The sequence below is a fragment of the Calothrix sp. CBUCES-K 9914 genome, assembly GCF_059640475.1.
In genome coordinates this window covers 1-24,584 of the sequence record NZ_JBXXZH010000141.1, presented here as the reverse complement: position 1 = coordinate 24,584, position 24,584 = coordinate 1, and the positions used below count along the sequence as shown (strand labels likewise).

General features: G+C 37.3%; 19 protein-coding genes. 9 read left to right on the top strand and 10 right to left on the bottom strand.

Translation table 11 applies throughout. From position 1 onward, the window contains the following. The coding region (locus tag AC2JBO_RS26970; RefSeq protein WP_496956706.1) for a hypothetical protein at window positions 1–287 on the top strand (287 nt) is incomplete at its 5' end. 195 nt (window positions 288–482) lie between these two features. Here AC2JBO_RS26970 and AC2JBO_RS26965 read toward each other — a convergent pair. From AC2JBO_RS26965 to AC2JBO_RS26950, 4 genes are all read right to left on the bottom strand, one after another. Then, on the bottom strand, window positions 483–881 hold the full coding sequence (locus AC2JBO_RS26965) for a VOC family protein (protein ID WP_496956705.1): 399 nt from the start codon (window positions 879–881) through the stop codon (window positions 483–485). A gap of 271 nt (window positions 882–1,152) precedes the next feature. After that, window positions 1,153–1,371, bottom strand: coding sequence for a hypothetical protein (locus AC2JBO_RS26960; RefSeq protein WP_496956704.1), 219 nt, complete (start codon window positions 1,369–1,371; stop codon window positions 1,153–1,155). A gap of 12 nt (window positions 1,372–1,383) precedes the next feature. Beyond that, the gene (locus tag AC2JBO_RS26955) at window positions 1,384–2,583 is read right to left on the bottom strand and encodes an MFS transporter (protein ID WP_496956703.1); all 1,200 of its coding nucleotides are present in this window, start codon (window positions 2,581–2,583) and stop codon (window positions 1,384–1,386) included. Between the two features lie 178 nt (window positions 2,584–2,761). Then, window positions 2,762–2,953, bottom strand: a complete 192-nt coding sequence (locus tag AC2JBO_RS26950; RefSeq protein WP_496956702.1) for a GNAT family N-acetyltransferase — start codon at window positions 2,951–2,953, stop codon at window positions 2,762–2,764. A gap of 414 nt (window positions 2,954–3,367) precedes the next feature. Here AC2JBO_RS26950 and AC2JBO_RS26945 point away from each other — a divergent pair, with 414 nt between their 5' ends. Further along, on the top strand, window positions 3,368–3,511 hold the full coding sequence (locus AC2JBO_RS26945) for a hypothetical protein (RefSeq protein ID WP_496956709.1): 144 nt from the start codon (window positions 3,368–3,370) through the stop codon (window positions 3,509–3,511). A 119-nt stretch (window positions 3,512–3,630) separates the two neighbouring features. Further along, window positions 3,631–4,266: a class I SAM-dependent methyltransferase gene (locus AC2JBO_RS26940; RefSeq protein ID WP_496956701.1), complete on the top strand. Its 636-nt coding sequence runs from the start codon at window positions 3,631–3,633 to the stop codon at window positions 4,264–4,266. Between the two features lie 331 nt (window positions 4,267–4,597). On the opposite strand, the gene AC2JBO_RS26935 is transcribed toward AC2JBO_RS26940, so the two are convergent. Together AC2JBO_RS26935 and AC2JBO_RS26930 are read right to left on the bottom strand one after the other, a co-directional pair. Beyond that, on the bottom strand, window positions 4,598–6,436 hold the full coding sequence (locus AC2JBO_RS26935; protein WP_496956700.1) for an ABC transporter ATP-binding protein: 1,839 nt from the start codon (window positions 6,434–6,436) through the stop codon (window positions 4,598–4,600). A 541-nt stretch (window positions 6,437–6,977) separates the two neighbouring features. Beyond that, window positions 6,978–8,342: an alanine--tRNA ligase gene (locus AC2JBO_RS26930; RefSeq protein WP_496956699.1), complete on the bottom strand. Its 1,365-nt coding sequence runs from the start codon at window positions 8,340–8,342 to the stop codon at window positions 6,978–6,980. 493 nt (window positions 8,343–8,835) lie between these two features. Between AC2JBO_RS26930 and AC2JBO_RS26925 the strand changes: the two genes are divergently transcribed. The 3 genes from AC2JBO_RS26925 (at window position 8,836) to AC2JBO_RS26915 (ending at window position 12,118) form a co-directional block, all read left to right on the top strand. Further along, window positions 8,836–9,732, top strand: a complete 897-nt coding sequence (locus tag AC2JBO_RS26925) for an AraC family transcriptional regulator (RefSeq protein ID WP_496956698.1) — start codon at window positions 8,836–8,838, stop codon at window positions 9,730–9,732. A 191-nt stretch (window positions 9,733–9,923) separates the two neighbouring features. Then, on the top strand, window positions 9,924–10,586 hold the full coding sequence (locus AC2JBO_RS26920) for an antibiotic biosynthesis monooxygenase family protein (protein WP_496956697.1): 663 nt from the start codon (window positions 9,924–9,926) through the stop codon (window positions 10,584–10,586). Between the two features lie 56 nt (window positions 10,587–10,642). Then, entirely contained in the window at window positions 10,643–12,118 is a 1,476-nt protein-coding gene (locus AC2JBO_RS26915) for a multicopper oxidase family protein (protein WP_496956696.1), read from the top strand. Between the two features lie 594 nt (window positions 12,119–12,712). Here the strand turns inward: AC2JBO_RS26915 and AC2JBO_RS26910 are convergent. From AC2JBO_RS26910 to AC2JBO_RS26900, 3 genes are all read right to left on the bottom strand, one after another. Continuing rightward, window positions 12,713–14,365 carry a ShlB/FhaC/HecB family hemolysin secretion/activation protein gene (locus AC2JBO_RS26910; protein ID WP_496956695.1) on the bottom strand — a complete coding sequence of 551 codons (1,653 nt, stop codon included), beginning with the start codon at window positions 14,363–14,365 and terminating at the stop codon, window positions 12,713–12,715. 79 nt (window positions 14,366–14,444) lie between these two features. Further along, window positions 14,445–15,797 (bottom strand): HlyD family secretion protein, encoded by a 1,353-nt coding sequence (locus AC2JBO_RS26905; protein ID WP_496956694.1) that lies wholly within the window; start codon window positions 15,795–15,797, stop codon window positions 14,445–14,447. A gap of 5 nt (window positions 15,798–15,802) precedes the next feature. Then, entirely contained in the window at window positions 15,803–17,953 is a 2,151-nt protein-coding gene (locus AC2JBO_RS26900; RefSeq protein ID WP_496956693.1) for a peptidase domain-containing ABC transporter, read from the bottom strand. A gap of 163 nt (window positions 17,954–18,116) precedes the next feature. Here AC2JBO_RS26900 and AC2JBO_RS26895 point away from each other — a divergent pair, with 163 nt between their 5' ends. After that, window positions 18,117–20,669 carry a two-partner secretion domain-containing protein gene (locus AC2JBO_RS26895; protein ID WP_496956692.1) on the top strand — a complete coding sequence of 851 codons (2,553 nt, stop codon included), beginning with the start codon at window positions 18,117–18,119 and terminating at the stop codon, window positions 20,667–20,669. Between the two features lie 598 nt (window positions 20,670–21,267). Then, entirely contained in the window at window positions 21,268–23,832 is a 2,565-nt protein-coding gene (locus tag AC2JBO_RS26890) for a CHAT domain-containing protein (RefSeq protein ID WP_496956691.1), read from the top strand. A gap of 5 nt (window positions 23,833–23,837) precedes the next feature. On the opposite strand, the gene AC2JBO_RS26885 is transcribed toward AC2JBO_RS26890, so the two are convergent. After that, on the bottom strand, window positions 23,838–24,377 hold the full coding sequence (locus AC2JBO_RS26885; RefSeq protein ID WP_496956707.1) for a DUF928 domain-containing protein: 540 nt from the start codon (window positions 24,375–24,377) through the stop codon (window positions 23,838–23,840). Between AC2JBO_RS26885 and AC2JBO_RS26880 the strand changes: the two genes are divergently transcribed. Beyond that, on the top strand, window positions 24,340–24,584 hold a 245-nt coding region (locus AC2JBO_RS26880; RefSeq protein WP_496956708.1), incomplete at its 3' end, for a hypothetical protein. The genes AC2JBO_RS26885 and AC2JBO_RS26880 overlap by 38 nt on opposite strands.

Sequence of the window (24,584 nt, the reverse complement as noted above, 5' to 3'; positions counted from 1 at the left end):
CTACCGTACAAGCTACAAAATATTTGAGTTCGCGCATATTAGCCCTCTTTTATCACTATCTCGCTCCTGCCATTCACATATTTTATTACTCCCTGTTCGCATTCTACTTATTATTGCTGATCGACTATGTAACACATCCGAGTCATGGAGAAGATGGTTATATTTTGGAAGTTTTTAACGCAGTGGGAGATTCTATAGCTGTTTTTACAGTTCCAATATCAGCAGTGTCTAAGCTGCCTAGTAATGCTGTGTTAGCAGTGCGTTCTTTAGTGGAAACTGTTGGCTAAAATGATCGTTCAGCCAATTACCTACTAAAATATAAGGCGCCCGCATTTATGGAATGAACGTCGTATTGGGCGCCCCAAGACTGTTAGTGACTCATATTTGATGCGTTTGAAAGAACTGGCAAGTCATAGTCATTCCTTTAATAGTTGTATGTTGGCTTGACATAGTGAAGTCAATCTACAATTAACAACACAATATTATGATTGTAAGTTTGGCTCGGTAATCCACTGAACAAGTTGAATAACAACGCCGTTTGGGTCTTGTACCTGAAAAAATCTCTCGCCCCAAGGTTCTGTTTCGATTGGTGTTATAATTGGTGCCCCTTCTTTTTGTAATCGGCTATATTCGCTATCGATGTCATCCACGACGAAGACAATTAGCAAACCATCTGCTCGATGTCCACGCATATGGGTTGGCTTAAAGGTTTTTAGCCCAGTTTGAAGGAAAATAAGGTTGAAACCAGCATCTTGCCTAGAGAGTGACACAAACCCGTCGGCTGACATCTCTTCATTGAAGCCAAAGTGTTTCTTGACAAAGGCGCCTGATGCCGTAACATCATCCACGTTAAGTGAGATGGCTGAAGAAGTAATTTGCATTTTAAACTCATGAGTGTGGGACAGCGAACAAAAAAGTTTTTAGTCCTCCAAAACTTCTGTATTATCACTTTCAAGATTTTTTATTAAACCAATAAGCTCATCTGGTTGAGTTGGTTAGCGATGAGCAGTAATTTTTATGATTTTATCAACCTAAAAAATTCTATATTACAATGTAACACACAAAAATCAAGTTCGATCAAAAATATCGAAAAACACTTGGGCAGAACCAGATATTTAGTATGTATTAGGAGGCAACGATTATACATCAGTCTTAGGGCTGATATATATACTTAATCTCAAATCTCTGTGTAGAGACGCGATTAATCGCGTCTCTACGTGTCTCTGTGGTAAAAAGAATAAATTGCTGCACAGGCATTCCGACCTGTGCTACGTGCCCACTGCGGGAATTGTGTTGTAAGTAGGTAGGCGACGGACGAACGAGAGATACATCGGTGTCCACCTCGTCTACATGCATTTTTTTATTACTCATAGGTACAAGCTTTCAATCCTTTGATGTTAATAACGGCAAACGATACCAACCAAAAATGGCTAATGCGATAAGCAAGCAACCAAACTGTATAAGCACCTGTTCAACATTCAGTAACTCGGTCATAACGCCAGCCAGTAACAAGCCAAAAGGACCACCAATAAAGTTAATAGCATTAAATGATGTAAAAACTTTTCCCGCTATCGTTTCTGGTGTAACTTCAAGCAAAATTGTCTGGGACAAAGGATTACCCGCTCCCAATAACAAGCCAGCTAAACCTGTGGATAATATGACTTGGTACTGCTCAGTGGCAAAGGCGCCAAGCATAATAGAACCTCCTGTTAAAAGTAACCCACCATAATAAATCGTTGAACGAGAAAAGTTATGATAAAGCAGTGAGAAAGATGTTGCACCAATTGTTGCCGCTAACCCAAATACTGATAAACTAATGCCAAGTAATGTATTGCTACCAAACTTACTCGTTGCCAACACAGGTTGAAGCAAGCTCAAAAATGGCAAGATGACAAAATTTGCAACCATACCAACAATTGCTAAAGTTCTAATTTGAGGGTGCTTAAAGATAAACTTTATACCTGATAGTGCAGCATCTTCGGCGCCTCTTAACGTTTGAACTCGTCTTGGTATCGCAATCAAAAATATGCCCGCACAGAGTAAGAAAGTAGCGGCATTAATAAAAAAGGTATTGATGATTCCAGTAGCACTAATCAAACCAACACCAATAATTGGACCAAGAAAATCAGCCCCGTTTTCAAGTCCCCCTCGCCATGAGTTGATTTTTTCCAATGATTTGCCAGATAAAGAAGCCAAACTTGGTACTAATGTTTGTCTGGCTGATGTTCCTGTTGGGTCAAACAGCGCTCCTAAAAATACCAAGAGAAAAATCAATAATGGAGAAACTTCATCATAATAAATAAAAGCCAATGGTAAGGCGAGAACAGAAAAAAAACTCAGTATATCTGATGTCACGCTTGTATTCCAGGCGCCAAATTTATCAATCGCGCGTCCACCGACAATAGCAGCCAATACTATCGGGATGATGTTGCCAACACTGGCAATTCCAGCAACTAAAGGAGAATGAGTATATTGTAATACTAGTATAGGAATTGCAACAGCCGCGATTTGATTGCCCAATAAGGACAATGATTCCGCAGCGATTAAGGCAGTTATTGGTATTGAACGGATATTAGCTTCCATCAAGAGCTTCTGTTATTGATTGTTTAGTTAGCCTACTCAAAATATCTACTTTCTATTGTATCACGAATGTAGTATAATATATTAAACGGAGCAATCGTGATCCTAAAACTGTCCGAAGTATTGGTTACCACTAAAGGAGTAAAAATATTGATTACAGATGATTCCCTAGAAAGATGTTTTATGGCTTAGGCTTTGGTTTCATAAAGTTTTCCTTAATAGCAAAACCTAATTTCTGCAAAATCCGAAATGAAGCGTGATTTTCCTTCTTCGCATACGCCAAAACTCGTTGATAACCCAAATCTTCCATAACATAGCGCAAAAATTCTGTTGTCGCTTCTGTGGCATAACCTTTACCCTCGCGTTCGGTCAAACCCTAACAATTCTGCAAATTATTGGCGCCGTACTTATTGTTGTTGCTATCACTTGGATGCAGATCAAAACCACAAAACCTTAATATCAGTTCCTGGCTATTCCAAAAGAGAGTAGAAACTATCAGCACATTTGCTATTATAGGGGACTGTGGCTTGATTCAGACTCATCCGGTTATCCAAATGAAGCCGTTCAAAATATTTCCTGTCCTTTGCTAATTGTGAGAGGTGATAGTGATCATCTCTTATCGAAAGAAGCAGCCGTTGAATTATCGGAGTTAGTCAATAATTCAATGTTATTAAAAATTCCGTTTGCAGGGCACGTCGTAGTTGAGGAGCAAAAATAAATTTTTTATGAACAGTTTAAACGAGTTTTTTAGAACTAAATAATTCTACGGGTGTGTTGATGAGTTTCCATGAATAATAAGGAGGATAAACCAATGCCTGAGTTTACAGACAAGATAGCCATAGTTACTGGTGCCGCAACAGGTCTTGGCGAAGCTATTGCTGTTAAGCTGTATGAAAACGGCGCCCGCCATATATTTATCCTTTGTTGGTAAAGAACGTGGTCCAAAAGCAGGCGCCTTACTTTCCTACCTAGATAAATCCTTTGTTATTTCTAGGCTACAAAATATAGTTAAACGGTAATTACACTCCAAACGGTTAATAATTAAACTTTATGAATGTTCAAACAGCATACGACAATTGGTCAGCTACATACGATGCTGATGCAAACTTAACGCGCGACCTAGATGAAGTAGTCACTAGAGAAACTGTGATGGGTTTGAGGTGTAAATCAGTAATTGAAATTGGCTGTGGCACAGGTAAAAATACGTTGATGCTTTCACAAATTGCTGAAAAAGTTTATGCCATTGACTTTTCAGCACAGATGCTCGAAAAAGCTAAAGAGAAAGTTAATTCAGATAACGTAATATTTATCACAGGAAATATCACGGAGAAATGGGATTGTAGTAATGAGTCTGCTGATTTAATAACTTGCAATCTAGTTTTAGAACACATAGAAGACTTGTCATTTGTATTTTCAGAAGCATTCCGTATATTAGTTAAAGGGGGATATTTATTTATCTCTGAACTCCATCCATTTAGACAATATCAAGGAACGCAAGCTAATTTTAAACAAGATAAAGAGGTGGTTAAAATACCAGCATTTGTGCATAACATCTCAGATTTTTTAAACGAGGCAAAAAATCATGGTTTTATACTTGAAAATTTCAAAGAGCGCTGGCATCAACAAGACCAAAATAAACCACCTAGACTTGTATCCTTCCTGTTTAAAAAGATTAACAACGGATGATGAACAGATGTAACGGATGGTTAATTTTGAACTGTAGGGTGGAATGTCACTGACTTAAGCATTTTGAGGCGCCAATAAATTGGGGTAGGGTGCGTGAAAGCTATTACTATCAAGCAATGTAACGCCAAATACAGTGCTTTCACGCACCATTAATACGTTAAGTAAGTGCCATTCAACTGTAGGGTGCGTGACGCTACCAGCACTGTGCTTCGTTTTAAAATTTTAGTAGCGTCACGCACCCTACTTTTGTTTGTAATTAATAAATTATCCGTTACATCCGTTGTATCCGTTGCTAATCAACCCACAAATTTAATGACATAGACCACTACACCTACTGATAGCTGCTAGCTTGACGAGTAAACATTAAATGATACTGTCCCTCTAACCTCATTAATTCATCATGAGTTCCCATCTCAATAATTTGACCTTGTTCTAAAACAACTATTCGGTCGGCGAGTTTTGCTAAAGCAAGACGATGGCTGACTATTACCGCAATTCTCCCTTTTGCCAAAGTGCGGAAAATTTCATAAATTTCATTTTCAGTTTTTGGGTCTAGGTTAGCTGTTGGTTCGTCGAGTATGAGTAACTCGGCATGAGATAATCGTAGTAAAGCACGAGCAATAGATAAACGTTGCCATTGTCCCCCTGATAAGTCAACCCCACCTTCAAGTTGTTTACCTAAAAGAGTTTCTAGACCGTTTTCCAATTTATCGATTACCTTGGTCATGCCCGTTTCAGCTATAGCTTCGGTGATAGCAGTATGATTTTCTATATCTGGAAGATGCCCAAAGCCAATATTTTCTCGAACAGTGGTAGGAAAGCGAGCATAATCTTGCATGACAACGGCGATGCGTTTGCGTAGTTCTTCGACGCTAAAGTCTCTTAAATCCTGATTATTCCAAATAATTTTACCTCCACTGGGGTCGTATAAACGACATAATAATTTCGCTAAAGTTGTCTTTCCGGCGCCGTTTTCACCGACCAGCACAATCATCTCGTTTGGTTTAATCGTCAAATTAATGTCGCGCAAAATTTGACGTTCGCTATTTGGGTAACTGAAAGATAGGTTTTGAATTTGAATTCCTTCCGAGAGAAGTGGAGAATGAGGAATAGGAGTTAGAAAGTTTTTGGTTTGTGGAGATAATCTTGGTTTTAACTCTAAAAGTTGAAAAATGGGGGTAGTGGCTAGAGAAACGTCATATAATTCTCCACCACCATCAATGAGGAACATTAAACTGCGACGTACTTGTAAAATCACGCCGCTATATAAAGCCAAATCTCCAAGAGTATTTTTTTTAGCTAATACTCCAAAAACTATATATACATAAGGTAGTGCAACACCTAGACCACTGAGTAATGACCAAGCAAAAATTTCTTTACTTCCGCGACGACGAATTTTTTCCATCGCTGTAAACATAGTTTTAAAAAGCCCTTTCCATCGTTCTAATAGTAAATTTTGGAGATGAAATAAACGCAACTCTTTAGCATAAGCCTCCCCACTTAGCATCATCTTGTATAAATTCATTTCACGCACGATGGGAGCTTGGGTTTTTTCTGCTCTCCAACTGAGTTTGCGATATTTCATATCTACATACAGAGCAGGAGTTGCACAACTAAATAAAATCAACGGAACCCACCAAACAAGGTAAGCAGACAGCAAGACAGCAGGAACAAAAATAAAAAAGCCTTGCAATGTTTGAACTAATCTAAAAGAAAGTTCTTTAAGTCGCAAAACACCTTTTTCTGTTAACTGAACTATGTTGAGCAAATCAGGTGATTCAAATAATGCAATGTCCTGAAAGTTGGCAATTTTATCTAGCACCATCAGTTCGACAAAACCCTGAACTCTATCTGCTAAAGTGGCAAAGAAAAAACTGGTAATAGTTCCTACAGAATCAGCAAATAAATTTAGCACTAGTAAAAATACTATGCTGTAAAGTAAAGAAGAGTGAGAAGTAACTAGATAAACTGGATTTTCTACTGTTTGAGTGCTTAGAATCTTGATAATATCATCAATGATCAACTTGTTCAGCCAAACAACTATACTTGGTATTGCTCCTGCAAATAATGTTAAAATTGTTACATAACGTAGCTCACGTGGAGCAGCCTGCATCACCATAACCACACTACGGTGAAATGCCTGGAAGGTCGTTGATTGTGTGACTTTCATGTTACGTATTTTTCGTTCTTAGGATAAAAGCACAAATGCCCCTAATGCTTCTGTGAAGGCACAAAAGCTATATACCCAAAACTTGGGATGATTATTTGTTGAAGTAGCTAATTACTCAGATTTCTTTTCGTGGGAATTATTTACCTGCTCTTAAATAAAGGGGAAAAATTTTAGTCTCTACAATGTAACATAGCATTTCAATATATTACATCTAACTTCAGGTGGTAGACTTATGCGTAAGTTTTCTGAGATGATATAAACAGTAGAAAGGTGGTCAACTTTTACGCGCATTAGCTAGTGCCGCAAGCTTAAGCACTTCGAGGCGCCTTGGTAAATGCTCCTTTACCTAGGTTCCAACGCGCGGGCGGCACCTGCTCATGATATATCATTTCCAAGTTACAAATAAGCATCTATACATGGGTTCTACTGAAAATGGAAGTTACGATGATTACATAGACCAACTTTATTCAGACAATCGCCCGAATATAAGGACGGGCAAGGATGCCCGTTCCACAAGATAATGAATTTAATTTCTCCACAATCAGATTTTTGATTTTTCTTTATGTGCAGCCTCAGATTCTTGGAAACGCTTCATGTCAACATTAAACCCATGTTCGCCAAGAATTTCATTTGTGAACTCAATTGGAAACCCATAAGTATCATAGAGACGGAACGCAATTTCACCTTCAAGAACTTTTTGTCCTATACTTTGAAGGCGCCCTATCTGCTTCATTATAATTTTTATCCCTTTTTCAAGTGTCTTTTCAAAACGCTCTTTCTCCAAAGTTAACTCGGTACGAATAATCTGACTATTGGTTTTTAACTCCGGATATTGATTAGCATACTCAGAAATAACTACATCCGAAATTGCCACCCAGTCCTTAGCTTTAACACCTAAAACTTCGCAGTAACGGATAGCTCGACGAATTAAACGCCTCAACACATATCCCTGTCGCTGATTAGAGGGCTTTACCCCCAATTCATCACCAATAATAAAAGTTGAAGTACGGATATGATCAGCTAGCACTCGAAGTGCTTTTAGTAATCTTGGGTTATTATATATTTCCTCCTCTGTTTTTCCTGACGCTTGAATAATACGATTAACAATAGGGCGAAAAGAGGTAGTTTCATAAACACTCTCGACACCATTCAACACTGCTAATGTTCGCTCAACTCCCATTCCAGTGTCAACGTTTTTGCGTGGCAGATCAAATACCTGATTTCCCCGTCGCTCATATGACATGAAGACATTATTCCATACCTCAAAAAATCTTCTGCAACCGCATAAACCAGGCTTACACTTATCAGTTCCCCTAGCACATGGTTCACATGTTCTATCAATAAAAATTTCAGTGTCTAGACCACATAGTCCTTCAGAACCTACTGCCCACCAATTATCTTCTACACCTAGAAAAATAATTCTATCTTTTGGTATGCCGAGAGATTGCCAAATACTAGCAGACTCCTCATCACGCGGCGCCTCCTGATTACCCTCGAACACCGTAACCCAAATTAGATTCTGTGGAATAGCGAGTAAATCTTCTCTTGTCAGAAATTCGTAGCTCCAGCGGATTGAGTCTTGTTTGTAATAATCACCAAGTGACCAATTTCCAAGCATCTCAAAAAAGGTAAGATGCGTCAAATCACCTACCTCTTCAATATCGTTAGTACGGACACATTTCTGACAGTCTGTTAGTCGTGTACCAGCAACATGCTCACGACCTAGCAAGTAAGGAATCAGTGGATGCATCCCAGCAGTGGTAAACAAAACGGAACTATCTCCATCAGGAATAAGCGAAGCACTTGGAATTACAGTGTGATTGCGCTCTTTGAAAAAGTTGAGGTACTTTGAGCGCAATTCAACCGTAGAAATCTTGCGAGGTTGGAGTTTTTTACCTTGAATCATGACATCCTTAACGTATTGTCGTATATGGTATTTTTTTTGATAGTACATAAGTGCAAGAAAGGCGCCTTTCTGCTCTTTGTGTTAATTCATCCTCAAAAACAGGAAGCGCTTTAGACAAAAGTCAGAGAAAGCGAATCCTGTTTATCAAGGACTTTTTAAAATTGTAACACAATTATATTACATATACTACAAAAACTGAATTGGAAGCGCTTACTAATTTTCAAGGATATAGAAGCGTGAATAATCGGGTCTTGCACATCCTGAAATTAAATAAAATCATCCTCCTTAAGATATATTTTTTATGTCTTGTCTAAAATGCACTATTAATTGCATGGCTATGGTTAAAAGAAGTACCTACGCCAATCTCACTACTTGGTGGCGCCATTGTATTCTTTGGCGTAATGCTTGTTAATAAACGTTCCACGTAAAACAATACGGCACTAGCCATTTAATCTAAAGTATAATATGAAGTGGTTATTCATCTGCGTTACTTATGCCTAGACAAGATGAGCCGCCAATTGTCGATTTGGCCAAACTGCCTAACCCTGTTTTTAGAAATTATCCTATCCTTTCAAGTGAGCAATCGTCTTGGAATGATATGTTTTTTGCCCATTATCATCATCCCGCTCATGAAAGTCCAGAGCATCAGTGGACACAGCATCTCATTGGCATTACAAGTGTCGAACATTCGGTTGAGTCAAAGCATCGGTTAGATAGTCAGTTTCAAACAAATTACTGTAAACCTAATGAGATACTAATTATTCCTGCTGGAGTTAGTTATTCAGGTATTTGGCATGAAGCAGGCGAATTTTCTTTGCTAAGTTTATCTCCCAAACTCTTTGATTGCATCGCATATCAATCTTTTCAAGTTAAGCAAATAGAACTTATTCCACAATTAGCTGTAACCGATCCGTTTATTCAGCAGATTGGACTTGCGCTGAAAGAAGATGTTAAAGCAGGACATCCGGCTGGTAAATTATTTGGTGAATCTTTAACAACCGCACTAATAGTTCACTTACTCAAAGATTATTCAGTTTGGCAACCAAAGGAAATATCTAACGTTAGCAATGGTTTATCTAAACAGCAATTAGAAAAAGTTTTGGACTACATTCACGCTCATATTAGCCAAGACACTACTTTGTCAGATATTGCTGAAGTGCTAAATATCAGTCAATATCATTTTTGCCGTCTATTTAAACAATCAATAGGTATAGCTCCACACCAGTACGTTACTCAGTGTCGTATTGCTAAAGCCAAGGAGTTGTTGCTCAAAAGCAAATTAACAATTACAGAAATTGCTTTTGAAGTAGGCTTTAGTAACCATAGCTCGTTTACGAGACTTTTTCATCAGTATGTTGGTGTAACGCCTAAGACATTCAGAAATTTATAATGAAATTTATAATTCTGAAAAAATAAGATAAAAACAAGACCATAGCAAGATTCGCACAGTTTGAGCAAAACTAGTCAAGCTTTCACTTCTGGGTATCGCTACACTCTACGTATTGATACATTGAGGTAACAAAGTGCATTGCTATGCACGCTATGAACCTCAGTATGTCATTGTAGTTTGGAGGAATACTAATGAGTAGCATTACAGTAAATCGCGATTTAGTAAGTTTTATAAATGTTTTTACTGTTGAACCAACGAAACAACAAGCACTAATAGATCGATTAAAGCTTCATGCGGAAACTTTGGTAAGTAAGCAACCCGGTTTTATTTCAGCTAAAGGTTATTGTAGTTTAGATGGGACTAGAGTAGTTAACTATGTGCATTGGACTAGTGTTGAAGCAAGTAAAGCCATACACAAAAATCCAGATATTTCTGCTGCTTTTACAAGTTATCAAGAGCTTAATGTAAGTATGGATTTGCGTTATTACGAAGTTGCGTCTTTACGAAAACAACCAACTAGAATTCAAGCGGACAGTAATTACATTACTCAAATTAATTTACTACATGTAGTATCTGAAAATCAACAGCTACTACTAGAAAAACTAACGCAAATTATTGACCCCGTAATTTCATCTGCGATAGGCAATCTTTCAACAGTCTGGCTTCGTAGTCTTGATGGTATTCGGATTGTTAGCTACTCACAGTGGAGTAACCAAGATAGTTATGATGCAGCATTTGTAAACCTTGATTGGGCTGCTGGTGCCAATTTAATTGAGCAGGTAGATTCTCACCCGTACCAGCTCAACTTTGTTGTAGATGCTCCCGATAGTAACAAAGAACAAGCCGTGGAATAGAAGCTGCTACTGGAAAATTACTAACCAAAATAAATCAAGTTTTGTAAGGCAAAACAATGACTAAGCAGAAAAACCAAAGCTTTCTCCTAAATCACCTGAGTCGCCGTCGTTTCCTTCTTTTCACAACACTTACCACAGGTGGTATGGCTTTTAGTTGCGGACAGCGTGCTTTGTTTGGCTCGTCTGGTGAAGATGCTCGTATTGCTGATCTTCCTCTGCGTGAACCAGAATTGTTGCATGTGCGGCGCCCTGAACCTGATGTTGTGGAAGCTGAAATTATTGCAAGGAGTGCAGTTGTCAATTTAGCAGGAATGACAGTACAGGCACTTTCTTACAACGGTAGTGTACCAGGGCTAACGCTCCGCTTGAAAGAAGGAGACTATGTGCGCCTCCGCTTTACTAACTACCTTAAGGAACCAACAAATTTACACACGCATGGTTTACATATCTCGCCAAATGTAGACAATCCATTTGTTCATGTAATGCCTGGAGAAAGCCGCTTGCATGAATTTACCATTCCTAAAAACTCGGCAGGTACTCGCTGGTATCACCCACATCCGCATGGAATGGTTTCTACTCAACAATTTGCCGGACTAACAGGAGCTATTATTATTTCTGGACAATTAGACGAGCTACCTGAACTCCAAGCCGCTCAGGAACATTTGCTTGTACTTAGAGATTTTACGATTAGTGATGGTAAGGTTAATGCAAATCACAGTTTTCTTGACTGGCTTGGCAAACGTGGGAATCTTTGTTTAGTCAACGGTGCTTATCGACCAAAACTCATCGCGAATAAATCTCTTCTACGTTTGCGACTGTTAAATGCCAGTAATGCCCGTCCATATCGGTTAAAGTTTCAAGACCATTTACTACACCTGATTGTTACAGATGATGGTTTTATAGAAAAACCCATTGCTCTTGAAGAATTGTTACTTACACCAGGAGAGCGTGCCGAAGTGTTAGTTCAAGTGGAACGAGCTGGTACGTTCCAGTTACTACAACTGCCATATCATGATGGAAACTTTGTTACCGGATACGACCCAGAGAAAGAACAGTCTTTGCTTACCGTCGTTGTACCAGATATACCTAAAAAATTGCCATTGCCTACACGTTTAGCTTCTATTGAGAAGCTTGATCCAGAAAAGGCTGTTATTAAACGCACGGTTAAATTTGGCGGTGCTATTCCATTCAATTATACTATTAACGAAAAACAGTTTGACCACAAACGAGTGGATTTTCGTGGGCGCCTGGGTACATTAGAAATCTGGGAGATAGAAAATCTTAACAGTTTAATTCACCCATTTCATCTGCATACCTACCCCTTTCAAATACTAGCAAGACAGGACGCAAAATCTAAAACTTGGCAACCAGAAACATTTCGAGCTTGGCGTGACAATATCAATTTACCAGGACACTCTAAGGTACAAATTGCTGTACCGCTTCGTGATTTCACTGGTCGAACTGTGTTTCACTGTCACATTTCCGAACATGAAGATCGAGGCATGATGGGAATATTGGAAATTGAGAGTTAGTTACCCATCTTGGTAGAGACGTAACATTGAATCAAAAATGTACTAATTTAGGACTTAGCTGACATCTTGCACCTTATCAACAAGGGTAAGGTGGGCACTGCCCACCCTACGCAAAAATCAGCGTTACAAGCATTTATATTCTCAATAAGCTCATGGTGCAAGATGTGAGTTAGGCGCCTCAAAACTTTATCCCTTGTTACGAAGTTTTCCTATGGATAGTTACTTAATATAGCAGTCCTAAATCATTTGTGAAACCCGCACGTTGTAGAGACGCGAAATTTACCTGCGGTACACTCCGCTCTGCGCGTCTCTACATTTAGGCATTTTTTACTGAACTTTTTAGCCAATTATTCAGTTCTAATAGTAAGGCAGTACGAGTAACATCATCTAGAATTGCTGTTTTGAAGGCATTACTAGTCCGGATTTTGGAAAAAATTGGCTTCCATAAATAAAAACGCAGCAAAATCCAAAAATACTGCAACGAAACCCTACTTTTTTTTCACGCTAACCTTTATCATACTTGGCGCCATTCTAAATTCATGCGCGTCTAATTACTACGTATGCTTAATAATTATCAAATGACTGCTTATATCCTCAAAAAGGTTGATATTGTAAGGAAAAATACAACCTATTATCTTGAAGTGAATCACTATTATTACTTTTAATCAATGGAATTCCATAATCTAGGTGGGCTACAAATGCTTGTGAAGGTTGCCAGCGTAAACCTAATCCAAGGCTAGCTAAGGTTTGTGTATTTGGGTTACTACTACGATTATTCCACCCAGTACCGATATCAAAAAATGGTACAATTTGTAATGCGGTTGTATCTTTTGCAATAGGAATGCGAACTTCTACCGAACCTATAACTCCATTATCTGTAACTAATTGGTTTTGAGGGTATCCACGCACTGTTTCTACACCACCAATACTCAATTTTTCCAGCGAAAGAAGCGAATTACTTGTGAGTTGTGTATTAAGTTTTGCTAAGATTAAAATACGGGGAGATAAACGTTGTACCCACTGAAATTGTCCTAACCAAGCAAAAAATCGCCCATCTGTACCTGTACCGTTAACTGTTGCATCAAAAGCATCAATTCCAAAACTGAGTTGAGAACGCGCGGCTAAAACTTGTGATTGAGTACGCTGTACCCAGTCCTGTGAAAATCTAATAGCTGTAACTTTTGATTTGCCGTCTTCTGCTCCCTCTGAAAAAGAAAAGGGAATATTATTGAGCAAGTATGTTTGGCTACGACGTAAGTCTAACGCTAATGAGATGGCAAATTCACTATTTGGAGTGCGTTTTAGCGGTTGACGAATATTAAATGATAGTGTACTTGTTTCACTACGGATGTTTAAGTCACGAAAATCAGCTTCAATAATACGACTGTCGCCATTATTATAGCGGGCGCCAATAGTTCCATTCAAAGAGTTAAATGGAATGGTGTAGTTAAAATCGTAGATGTTAAGTCCTTCTGTAATGCCATATTCAGCACGAAATCTATCCCCAAAACCTAGTAGATTTTTATGTTCGACAAACACGCTCGCTTGTTCAGAACCGATACTAGGAGATTGGCTATTCCCAACTGTAATTCCTGTGTGAAATGCTGGTGCTTCTATTAATTTTAATATTAAAATATTGCGTCCAGGTGCGCTTCCAGCAGTGAGTTCTGCTTCAACACGTTCGATTAGTGGGTCAAGCTGTAATAGTTGTAAAGCTCGTTCGAGTCGTTGACGATTGAGTGGTACTTCGCTAACGCGCGCTATTCGAGAACGTATGTATTCTGGTTGCAATCGTTGTAAACCTTGCAGTTTCAAGTCTTCAAGTGTACCTTCAACAACTTGGATTTTGATAATACCGCTAGTTATGTTTTGGTTATTAGGAATAAAGGCGCCACTTGTAATATAGCCATTATCACTATAAAGTGTTGTAATGCATGAACGCAATTGCAAAATTTCTTCAAACGATACTTCGCGATTTTCTAATTTTGCTTTAAATTTGGTAATCTCTTGTTTTAAAACAGTGTTCCCTATAACCTGAATTTCTTTAACTTGAAAAGAGGCGCCAGTTGGGAATGTTGTATCTGACGGAGTTGCTTGGGGAATTGTTTGTTCAATACCAAGATTATCACAAAAAATATTGGTGTCTTTTGAGGATGTAGGCTGTGCTAGCACCAGACGCGGAAATACCAAAGTATAAGTAGCTACAAGCAATACTGCTAGTTTAGCGATATTATCATACGCATCCATAATGTTAGAGTGTTAATTTAAACAAGGGATATTGCTTGTTTCAGTTTTAACACTCAATGATTATCATTGTCCAAGCATGTTATAAATCTGTTAGCAGTCTGGCTTTACGCAAAATAAACCCTAATATTGTATCATAATGCGAGATAATATCGGCTTTTGCTTCCATACCTGGTTTTAGCTGGCACTGGTGCCGATTATTACCAAAGGTGAGTTTTTCTGGTTGAATTGTAGCTTCAAAGTAGTTACCAGTTGCTTCCGTGTTACTTGAAGGGGTAATAGCGTCTGGTGATATTGTCATAACGATACCATTGAGAGTGCCATAATCAGGGTAGGGACAAGCTTCGACGCGCATTTGTACTTTGTGCTTGACTCCTATTCTGTGAATTTCACTGGGGGAAACCCTTGCTTTTACTACCAAGAGTGTATTGGGAGCAATTTCTGCAACTGATTCACTTGTACGTATGATTTGATTTGGATTGCGTAAATTTAGCTTTAGTATCGTTCCATCGCTAGTAGCACGAATTATACTACTTTGTAGCTGGCGCCCAATTAGTTGAAGTTCTTTTTGAGTTTGCTGTAAATGTTTTTGTATCTCTAATCGTCGCTCTAACAAGTTTTGCCGCTCTTTGTTTAAAGTCGCAATTGTTACTTCTCCTTTGGCTTGCTCTTGAGCAATACGCTTTTGTGCAATTGTAATTGTAGCTTGATTTAGATTCAGCGTGGCGGCTTTGGCTGCTTTTACCTTTGCTTGGGCAATTTCAACCGTTTTGGCTTCTGCGTTTACTATTGATTTTGCTTGTTCCCATGCTACTTGTTTTTGGTCAAAATCACGTTTGGAAATTGCACCGAATTGCACCAATGACTGGTATCGTAACTTATCGCGATTTGCAAATGCTAAATCAGCTTTGGCTTTTTGAAAATCAACTCTGGCTTTTTGCAAACTAGCTTCAGCAGAAAGTAATTCACTGTTTGTTATTGCCTGTTTTTCGATATATTCTTTTTGATTGCGCTCTAAATCAGCTTGTGCAGATAAAACAGAATGTCGATTCTCGCGCGACTCAGCCAATCTTTGGATATCTAACGTTTTGATTTGAGCATCTATTTGTACGAGTTGTAAGGTAATTTGCTCAATATTACCTTCTAACTGACTTTTTTTAATCTGTAGTTGCTCATCATTCAGACGCACGATTACATCACCTTGCTTTACAACTTGATTTTCTTTTACTTCGATAATTTTCACACTTCCCTCTATTTCTGCTTGTACTAAGCGCACTTCTCCGGAGGGACGCACTGTTGCATCAGCTTTGACTGTAACGTTGTATTTGATAATAGATGCTAACATTACTAAAGTTCCCATTGCACCAGCTAAGAATAATCCGCTTGTTGACATCCAGCGATTGAGAGGAGGAAGATAATCATTACTGTTAATCATAAGTATTAAGGGGTTAAAAAGTCTAAATGGGCGCCTTCTATTTTGCGTAGTTCTTCTTGATTGCCTTGTAATTTCACTTTGGCGTTTTCTAAATAAACAATCGAATTTGCACGATTTATAACTCTTGGACGGTGACTAATTAAGATAGTAGTCTGACTACGACGGTGTTCTAAAAGTGTATCTAATAGCAGCATTTCGCTGATTGGGTCGAGTCCAGCGGTTGATTCATCTAAAATCAGAATCGGAGGGTTGTTAACTATAGCTCTAGCTATTGCTAACCTTTGTCGCTGTCCACCAGATATATTGGTGCCAAATTCTCCAAGTACTGTTTGATATGTATCAGGTAGCTTACAAATAAAATTATCTGCTTCAGTAATTTTACACGCGCGCACTATTTGTTCAAAGTTAATATCAGGATTACTCAAACGAAAATTGTCAATTATTGAACGACTCCAAAAATGTGCTTCTTGAGGAACTAAAACTACTTGTTGACGTAAGCAATGTAATGATAAATCTCGCTGGTTGTAAAGTCCAATACGTATGGTGCCTGATTGTGGTGTATATAATCCGGCAATAAGTTTTGACAGTGAACTTTTACCACAACCTGATTTACCAATAAATGCAATCACTTGTCCACCAGATATTGTTAAGGAAAAATTTTCTAATAATTCCATCCGACCTGGATAACTAAAATTTACATGACTGCAATTGATTTCAGCATCTCCAGATATAGTTACAAAAGCTTTGATATTATCGTTATTGTTTTCTGGAGTTGCATCAATAACCTCTGTAAGACGTTGAGTTGCTGTTCTAACGCGCGTAAACTCATCGATAAACTTAACTACAGTACTAACAAATCCTAAAAAGTTATCAGTCATTGCCTTGAATGCTAATAACTGTCCAATACTAATATTCTCTGCGGGGTTGACTACTAGTAAACCTCCAAACCATAGTAATACTACTCCACCAATGCTTGAAACTAAACCGGAAAAAGTATGATTAATAATACCAATTTGAATTGTGCTTAAAGAAAAACGTGTCATCCGACTGAAGCGGGTTTGAAGTTCTTCCCAAAATTGTCCTTCTGCGGTTGTTGTTTTAAGTGTTAATGCGCCTTTGAATGTTTCAACAAGCACACCTTGATTTTCTGCCTCAGTTACTAATAAACTACGTATCTTTTGCTGGAGTGTCGGTTGAAATATTACTGTTGACAGTATCATCACAAATGCAAAACAGATACTAGCAGTTGTGAGCTTCCAGCTATAAAAGGTCATAAAACCTAATGAAATAACCGCAATAAAAAACTGACTGGGTAAACCAACAACAACCTGTGATACAATTTGGTTTATTTCTTGGACATCCTGTAAACGACTGGTTATTTCTCCGCTGCGGCGTGCTTCATAGTAACTTAAAGGTAAATGCAAAATTTTCCTTCCAAATTCTAGTACTAATCCCAGTTCTAAACGCTGGGCAAAATTTGCGATTAAGTTAGACTGTACAAACTCTAAAGAACTTCCAACGGTAGTAATGACACTAACAGCTATTGCGACAGTTCCCAGTAACTTAGTATCACCACGTACTAATACATCGTCGGTAAGAATCTGCATCAAAAACGGTGAAGCAAGTGATAGTAGACCTAATACAATATTCAACAGTAGTGCTTGAAAAAGCAAATTACGATAACCCCAAGCACGCAGTACAAATCTACCAAATCCTTGAACTTTGACATTTGATTCAACGAAAAAACGATTTGGGTCTAATTCTAATAGCAAAGTTGCCCAGTCTGACCAACTTTGTGCTAATTCGCGCTTTGATACGTATCGAATACCAACAGCTGGGTCAGATATGATACATTTTCTACCCTTTTCGCCATATAATACAACCCAGTGATGTCCTTGCCAATGAATAATTGCTGGTAAAGGCGCCTGGTTAATATTGCTAATAATTTTTGGTGACGCTTTAGCTGTACGAGCATTAAACCCTAAAAATTCGGCGCCTTGTTTTAAACCAAGTAAGGTTGTTCCTGTTTGTCCTGTACCTACAGCTTCACGTATGTCAGTGATAGGAATATTGCGACCATAATGTTTTGCAACTGTTGCTAAACAAGCGGCGCCGCAATCTTCTTCACTGTGCTGTAAAACATGCGCGTATTTCATAATCTATTAACATCACAAGCTTTATCAACACATTAAGTTAAATATTATTTTTGTAAATTTACTCTTTGTGTATCCTTCAATTCATCATGGCGTATTTAAAATTGCACTTTAGCGAAGCGATTGACATCAACGTCTGTCATCGTTACAATGTACTCAGTATTGAATGATACCTAAATTATTTAAACTAAGTATGATGATTAAAGGGTGTTGGAATAAAAATTTATATTTCAGAATTATTAGACTTATAGTATGGCTAGGAATATTCATTTCCAGTAGCAAAAGTTCTGCTCAAAATACCGTAAATAATATCATTAAGGATGAAACACTGGGTGTAAATTCCTCTCAAGTCATAAACAATTTTCAAGGACGACCTATTGATGTTATTACTGGTGGGGTAACTCGTGAGATTAATCTTTTCCATAGTTTTCGAGAATTTAATATTAGCAGTGGACGTGGAGCTTATTTTTTAAGTCCTAATACAAGTATTCAAAATATATTAGTGCGAGTAACAGGAAAGAATTATTCTGAGATTTTTGGTACGCTTGGCACATTAGGAGGTTCGCAACCTAATTTATTTTTAATCAATCCTAATGGTATTATTTTTGGAGAAAATGCAAGTTTAGATATTGGTGGTTCATTTATAGCAACAACAGCAAATGCAGTTAAACTCGGCGAAACCGGATTCTTTAGTGCAAATGAATCGATATCGAGCAATTTACTATCGGTTAATCCCTCAGCATTATTTTATAATTCTTTTGCTAATCAAGCACAAATAGTAAATCGTTCAGTTGCAAGAAATAATGTCTTGATAAATTCTTTTAACGGTTTAAGTAATCGTCAAATAAACGGATTACAAGTTATTGATGGAAAAAGCTTATTGTTGGTGGGTGGTAATATACTTGTAGAGCATGGAATTTTAATGGCGCGCGGTGGAAAAATCGAATTAGGAGGATTATCTGCTTCAGGAATTGTTGAGTTAAAAAAAGACGGAAATATTTTCAGTTTAAATTTTCCTGATGTTTTACATTCAGATGTATTAATTACAGACAAAGCAAGAGTTGATGTTCGCGGTGTGAGTGATGGTACTATTACGATAAATGCTCGTAATTTTGAGGTGAGTGAAGAAAGTACTATTCGAGCAGGTCTAGCTCCAAGGTTAGGTCAAGTTAATACAGTTGCTGGAAATATTACAATTAATGCACAAGACAGAGCAAATGTTCTAAATAAGAGTTTTATTGTTAATACAATTGGAGAACAAACAGCAGGAGAGGGAGGAGAGATAAAGATTGCAGCAAATTCGCTTTTCGTTAATAGTGGTGCTGAAATTGTTGCTAGTAACTTTGGGCAAGGAAATGCAAGCAATATAGTTATTGAGGCTCGAAATTTTTTCTTAGATGGTGATAATACTATTGCTCGCAGTCGGTTGGAGCAGGGTGGTATTGGAAAAGGTGGTAATATCAATATAACTACTGACTCGATTTCTTTAACTAATGGCGCCAGATTATCTGTCAGTACTTTCGGACAAGGTGATGCGGGTAATATCAATATTAACGCACGAAACATTTTATTCGATGGCAAAAGTAGCGACCAAAGATTGACTAGTGCTATCAGTAGTACCGTTGAACAAAGAGCTATAGGAAATGGTGGAGAGATTCGTATTACAGGTGATTTATTATCGCTCAAAAATGGCGCCGAAATTGTCGCTAATACTCGTGGTGTCGGAAATGCAAGTAATGTAAATTTGGATGTAAAAAATATCACACTTGATGCTACTAGTAAAGCCTTTAGTAGAGTTGAAAAAACTGCCTCTGGTAATGGTGGTGACATTGATATTATGACAAACTCATTATCACTAACTAATGGCGCCCAGCTTTCTACTAGTAGTTTAGGTGATGGAGATGCAGGAAAGATTCAAATTACAGCTGAAGATTCTATAATTATTTCGGGGCGTAATTCAGTAAATGAGAACTTTAGCGGATTATTTACATCTATAGATAATTTTTCTGGTCAAAGTAGTAATATCAATGCTGGTAATATCACAGTTACATCACCTAGGATAACATTAGACAGAGGTGGACGTTTTGTTGCTGATTCTACGTTGGGCGATGGTGGAAATATTAACCTCAAGGTTGATGATTTACTTCTGTTACGAAATGGTGGTCAGATTTCCACAAATGCAGGAACTAATAGAAGAGGTGGTGATGGCGGCAACATCAATATTAACTCAAAATTTATTGTTGCTATTCCTAAAGAAAACAGCGATATTACTGCTAATGCATTTACAGGAACTGGTGGGAGGGTAGAAATTAACGCCCAAGGTATATTTGGTATTGAGTCACGTTTGGCGCCAACAAGTTTTAGTGATATTACCGCTAGTTCAAGACGAGGTATTTCAGGCATCACTATTCTGAATATACCTGAAAATAGTTTTATTCAAAATAACCTTGTTGAGCTTCCGCGCAATATAATCGATACTACAGCCCTTATTGCTAATAGCTGCATTGCACCCAGTCAAAAAAAATCAGGCTCTTTTATTATCACTGGTTCTGGTGGGTTGCCTGAACGTCCAGGTGATATGTCACCTTCAATTTATGCTACAGGTGAAGTTAGAGGTATAGAAAATATGACTCGCTCTTGGGAAGGCGCCGTTATAGAACCATCTGGTGTATATCGTCTTGAGAATGGACAATTAGTTATGAGTCGGGAGTGTCCTTAACAATATAGAGACCGAATAAATATATTCGGTCTCTATATTTACGTTTAGAAGCTGAAATTAAAAGAGAGCTTTAAGTCCGCCTAAAACGAATCTTTTGATAAACGGGTGGGGTCCTCTAAACCAGCTCTTAAAGGAGAAACCACCGTTATAAGTTGCAGCTTCTTCTGATGTAATGTCAGTAAACATTGGGTTGTTTTGTGTCATTTGCATTTTGGAACTCCTAATTTAGAATAGATTGAACTTACCAAGGAACATTATCAACTCTTTGTAAGAACTGCTTAACTGCTCCTATAGTTAATAATTTATAAGAAACAACAAAAAAACACATTGATACTTTGTACCTAGTAATATTCACTTTTTGCTACGATAAAAGTTCAAGAAGGCAGTTAAGTTTGCACAAATATGTATTTACACGCTTTACAACACATGTTATTGACTCAGAGTGCGGTACAATTTCTACATAAAGCTGATATATTCCAAGTGATTACACTGATTAATAATTATTTATAGAGGTGCGCGCGTGTTTAAATTTTATCAAAAGCAAAATCGGTATCGTTTGATTAAGACTCTGTTTTTAGCAGTACTATTGATTTGTCTGATGCTGAAGTCAGTAACCGCACAAGTTTCAGACATGAGGCAAAGAGTTCAAAGAGGTGTAGAACTATATAATGAAGGTAATTTCCAAGAGGCAATTGGTTTATGGCATTCAGTACTGAATGAGTATGACAAGACAAATAATGCTGCTTTTGCTGCGCTAGTCAGTGAAAATTTAGCGCGCGCGTACCAGCAGATAGGTAACAGCAACCAAGCGATTAAAACTTTTGAAAATGCGATTAAGTATTACCAAGCAGCGCAAAACTTACAGCAAGTTGGACGAATGCAAACCGAGCTAGGGCAAGTTTACAATAATATTGGGCAATCAAGAAAAGCTATTGCATTAGTTTGCAGGGAAAACGATGAATTTGATAAACATAACTCAAATTATAAACAAGATGAAATATTCAAAGTAATATTTGAAACTTGTTCTAAAAATAAAAATTCAGCTTTTAGCATTGCAGAAAAATATAATGATAAAAAAGGCAAAGTTGCAGCGCTTGGTACGTTAGGTGAAGCGTATCGACGAATAGGAGAATATGAAACTGCAATCAAATTTTTAGAATTAGCAAAAACAATTGCCCCACCTGAGTATAAAGCTCTATTATTAAACAGTTTAGGAAATGTATATGCAAATGCTGCTGCACAGTGGAAATTTCATGCTGAATCTGCAAAAAAAAGTCGAGTTAAATATGAAGAATTTGAAAAGAAGGCAATAAGTTACGAACTACTCGCACGTATTTCTTTTGAAGCTAGTTTACAATGTGCGGAATCACTTCAAGACAAATCCAGTCAATTACGTACTTTATTAAACTTAATTAAGTTAGAACTTGATAATATAGATATTGATAAAAAAATAGTTCAAGCACTTGCATTAATTCCGCAGCTTCCAGATACATCTTATAAAGCATATGCTAGCGTCGAGTTAGCAATGCTGTCCCAAAATAACTTTAATTCTACTTTAACTCAATGTTCGGCGCCTTTCAAATTATCAGCACAAGAGTCTTTGAAATTACTTGATAATGCAATAACAATAAGTAGTCAAATTAAAGATGTGCGTGCTACATCATTTGCCAATGGTTCTTTAGGACACTATTGGGAATGTCAACAAGATTATACAAAAGCATTAAAATATACTTATGAAGCACTTATAGCTGCTGACCAAAATATAGCAGCAAAAGACAGCTCTTATTTATGGGAGTGGCAAAATGGAAGAATTTTGGATGCTAAAGATCAAAAATCAAAAGCAATAGCTGCTTATCAGCGCGCGTATAATACACTCGAAGCTATCCGTAGCGATATTCTCAATGCAAAAAGCGATGTACAGTTTGACTTCAGAGATGTCGTTAAACCGCTGTACAGTGAACTAGCAAAGCAAAGACTCAAAAGAGCTGAGTTAACATCAGAACCAAAACAGCGGAAAGAAGAGTTGTCCAGTGCAATTGAAACTATTGATTCATTAAAACTTGCAGAATTACAGAACTTCTTTGGCAATGATTGTATTACCAATGCTTTATCATCTCAAAAAGTTGATGATTTACTTGATGCTAACACTGCTGTTTTTAGCTCAATTATTTTAGATAAGCATACTGCAATAATTTTACAATTTATCAACGCAAAAACTAAACAAATAGAAACAAAATTTATTTGGATTGATAACAAAAATCTTGAACAAAAAGTTATTTATTTTCTGAAAAATTTAAAAGAAAATTCAAGATTAGAATTTAATGAAAAATACGCAGAAAATCTATATGATTGTATAATTCGTCCATTTTTAAACTATATTGAACAAAGCCAAATTAAAACACTTGTTTTTATCCAAGATGGATTTTTGCGAAGTATACCAATGGCAGCACTATATAACCGTAAAACTAATAAATACTTAGTTGAAGACTACGCTATCGCAACAACCCCTAGTTTGCGTATTAACTCGACTAAATTACGTCGTCAAGTCCAAAGTGCGCTGATTTTGGGTTTAACTAAAAAAGCTTATGTTGATAAACAAAGCTTTGATCAATTGTGGTATGTTTGTTCAGAAACTCGCGAAGTTCAAAGTTTATTTCCTGATAATACTTTACTTATGAATGAAGATTTTACTTTGAATAGCTTTAAAGAAGCGTTAGATAAAACTGTTTACCCTGTTATTCATATTGCCAGCCATGCACAATTTGGTACAATACCAGAAGATACATTTATTGTGACTGGCAATAATCAAAAGCTCACAATCAATCAACTCAAACATATACTTGATAAGATTAAGAATCAATCAAGTCCAGTTGAACTGATAGCATTAACTGCATGTCAGACTGCTGTTGGAGATGACCGCGCGACTTTAGGGTTAGCAGGAACTGCATTACAAGTTGGAGTCAAAACCGCGCTAGCATCACTATGGAAAATTGATGATAAATCAACATCTGTATTAGTTAAAGATTTTTATGTCAACTACCGAAAATCGAACATAAGTATTGCTGAAGCACTACAAAAAGCACAAATAAATATGATTCACGATGAAAAGAAAAAAGACCCAAAACTTTGGGCGCCGTTTATAATTATTGGTAGTTGGCTTTAGTTTATTTATCGTTCGCCATCAGCAATCAATAGTAAATTTTCAACATGCTGCTTTTTAATGATTGTTTCTGCTTCATCCCCACTAATGATTTCAGATTGAGCTAATTCTTGAATCAGCGTAGAAGCAATTTGTCCAAGTTTTCCAGGTCTAACGTTTTTTAACGATTCACCAAGGGCATTATACCATAAATCGTTTTCAGCAAAGTAATCTACTCGACTGGACAAGTTTTTTAATTTATTTTGATTTATGGGTGGTAATTTTTCAACAGTAAATTCTGCTCTATAATTTAAACTACTATCAAGGTCTTGGCAATCAGGAATTGAAATTTGCCATAAGTACGTTTTGCCAACACTCAGTTCAGGAAAGTTTTCAGGAATTGTTAGTTTATTAATTCCAGTAATTGTTTGGTGGTTTTCTAAAACTACTATTTCTTTTTTTGATTCTAAATCAAATAGTGTGAATATTACAGGTTTTGAAGTAGACATATACCATACTAAGGTTGGACGTTTGTCAACAGTTTTTGATACATACGTTCGTGGCGCCAGTAATGTTAGAGGTATACCATTTTCCGAACATCCGCGCGAACCAATAGATTGGGAATATTTACTAGGTGGTTTGCGTGATTTTGGATTAAATCCTGCCAATACCGGAACATTTAAGTTGGTAACAAAGAAACAAACAATCAAAACACTTACTATTCTGCGTATAAAAATCATATTTAATGCTTTCCTTGAACAAAAGTGGTTAATTGC

Coding starts and splice junctions, on each gene's coding strand:
- AC2JBO_RS26955 (WP_496956703.1), bottom strand. CDS start 2,583: ATGGAAGCTAATATCCGTTCAATACCAATAACTGCCTTAATCGCTGCG.
- AC2JBO_RS26965 (WP_496956705.1), bottom strand. CDS start 881: ATGCAAATTACTTCTTCAGCCATCTCACTTAACGTGGATGATGTTACG.
- AC2JBO_RS26920 (WP_496956697.1), top strand. CDS start 9,924: ATGAGTAGCATTACAGTAAATCGCGATTTAGTAAGTTTTATAAATGTT.
- AC2JBO_RS26900 (WP_496956693.1), bottom strand. CDS start 17,953: ATGAAATACGCGCATGTTTTACAGCACAGTGAAGAAGATTGCGGCGCC.
- AC2JBO_RS26910 (WP_496956695.1), bottom strand. CDS start 14,365: ATGGATGCGTATGATAATATCGCTAAACTAGCAGTATTGCTTGTAGCT.
- AC2JBO_RS26935 (WP_496956700.1), bottom strand. CDS start 6,436: ATGAAAGTCACACAATCAACGACCTTCCAGGCATTTCACCGTAGTGTG.
- AC2JBO_RS26895 (WP_496956692.1), top strand. CDS start 18,117: ATGATACCTAAATTATTTAAACTAAGTATGATGATTAAAGGGTGTTGG.
- AC2JBO_RS26890 (WP_496956691.1), top strand. CDS start 21,268: ATGCTGAAGTCAGTAACCGCACAAGTTTCAGACATGAGGCAAAGAGTT.
- AC2JBO_RS26945 (WP_496956709.1), top strand. CDS start 3,368: ATGAATAATAAGGAGGATAAACCAATGCCTGAGTTTACAGACAAGATA.
- AC2JBO_RS26940 (WP_496956701.1), top strand. CDS start 3,631: ATGAATGTTCAAACAGCATACGACAATTGGTCAGCTACATACGATGCT.
- AC2JBO_RS26905 (WP_496956694.1), bottom strand. CDS start 15,797: ATGATTAACAGTAATGATTATCTTCCTCCTCTCAATCGCTGGATGTCA.
- AC2JBO_RS26960 (WP_496956704.1), bottom strand. CDS start 1,371: ATGAGTAATAAAAAAATGCATGTAGACGAGGTGGACACCGATGTATCT.
- AC2JBO_RS26915 (WP_496956696.1), top strand. CDS start 10,643: ATGACTAAGCAGAAAAACCAAAGCTTTCTCCTAAATCACCTGAGTCGC.
- AC2JBO_RS26930 (WP_496956699.1), bottom strand. CDS start 8,342: ATGATTCAAGGTAAAAAACTCCAACCTCGCAAGATTTCTACGGTTGAA.
- AC2JBO_RS26925 (WP_496956698.1), top strand. CDS start 8,836: ATGCCTAGACAAGATGAGCCGCCAATTGTCGATTTGGCCAAACTGCCT.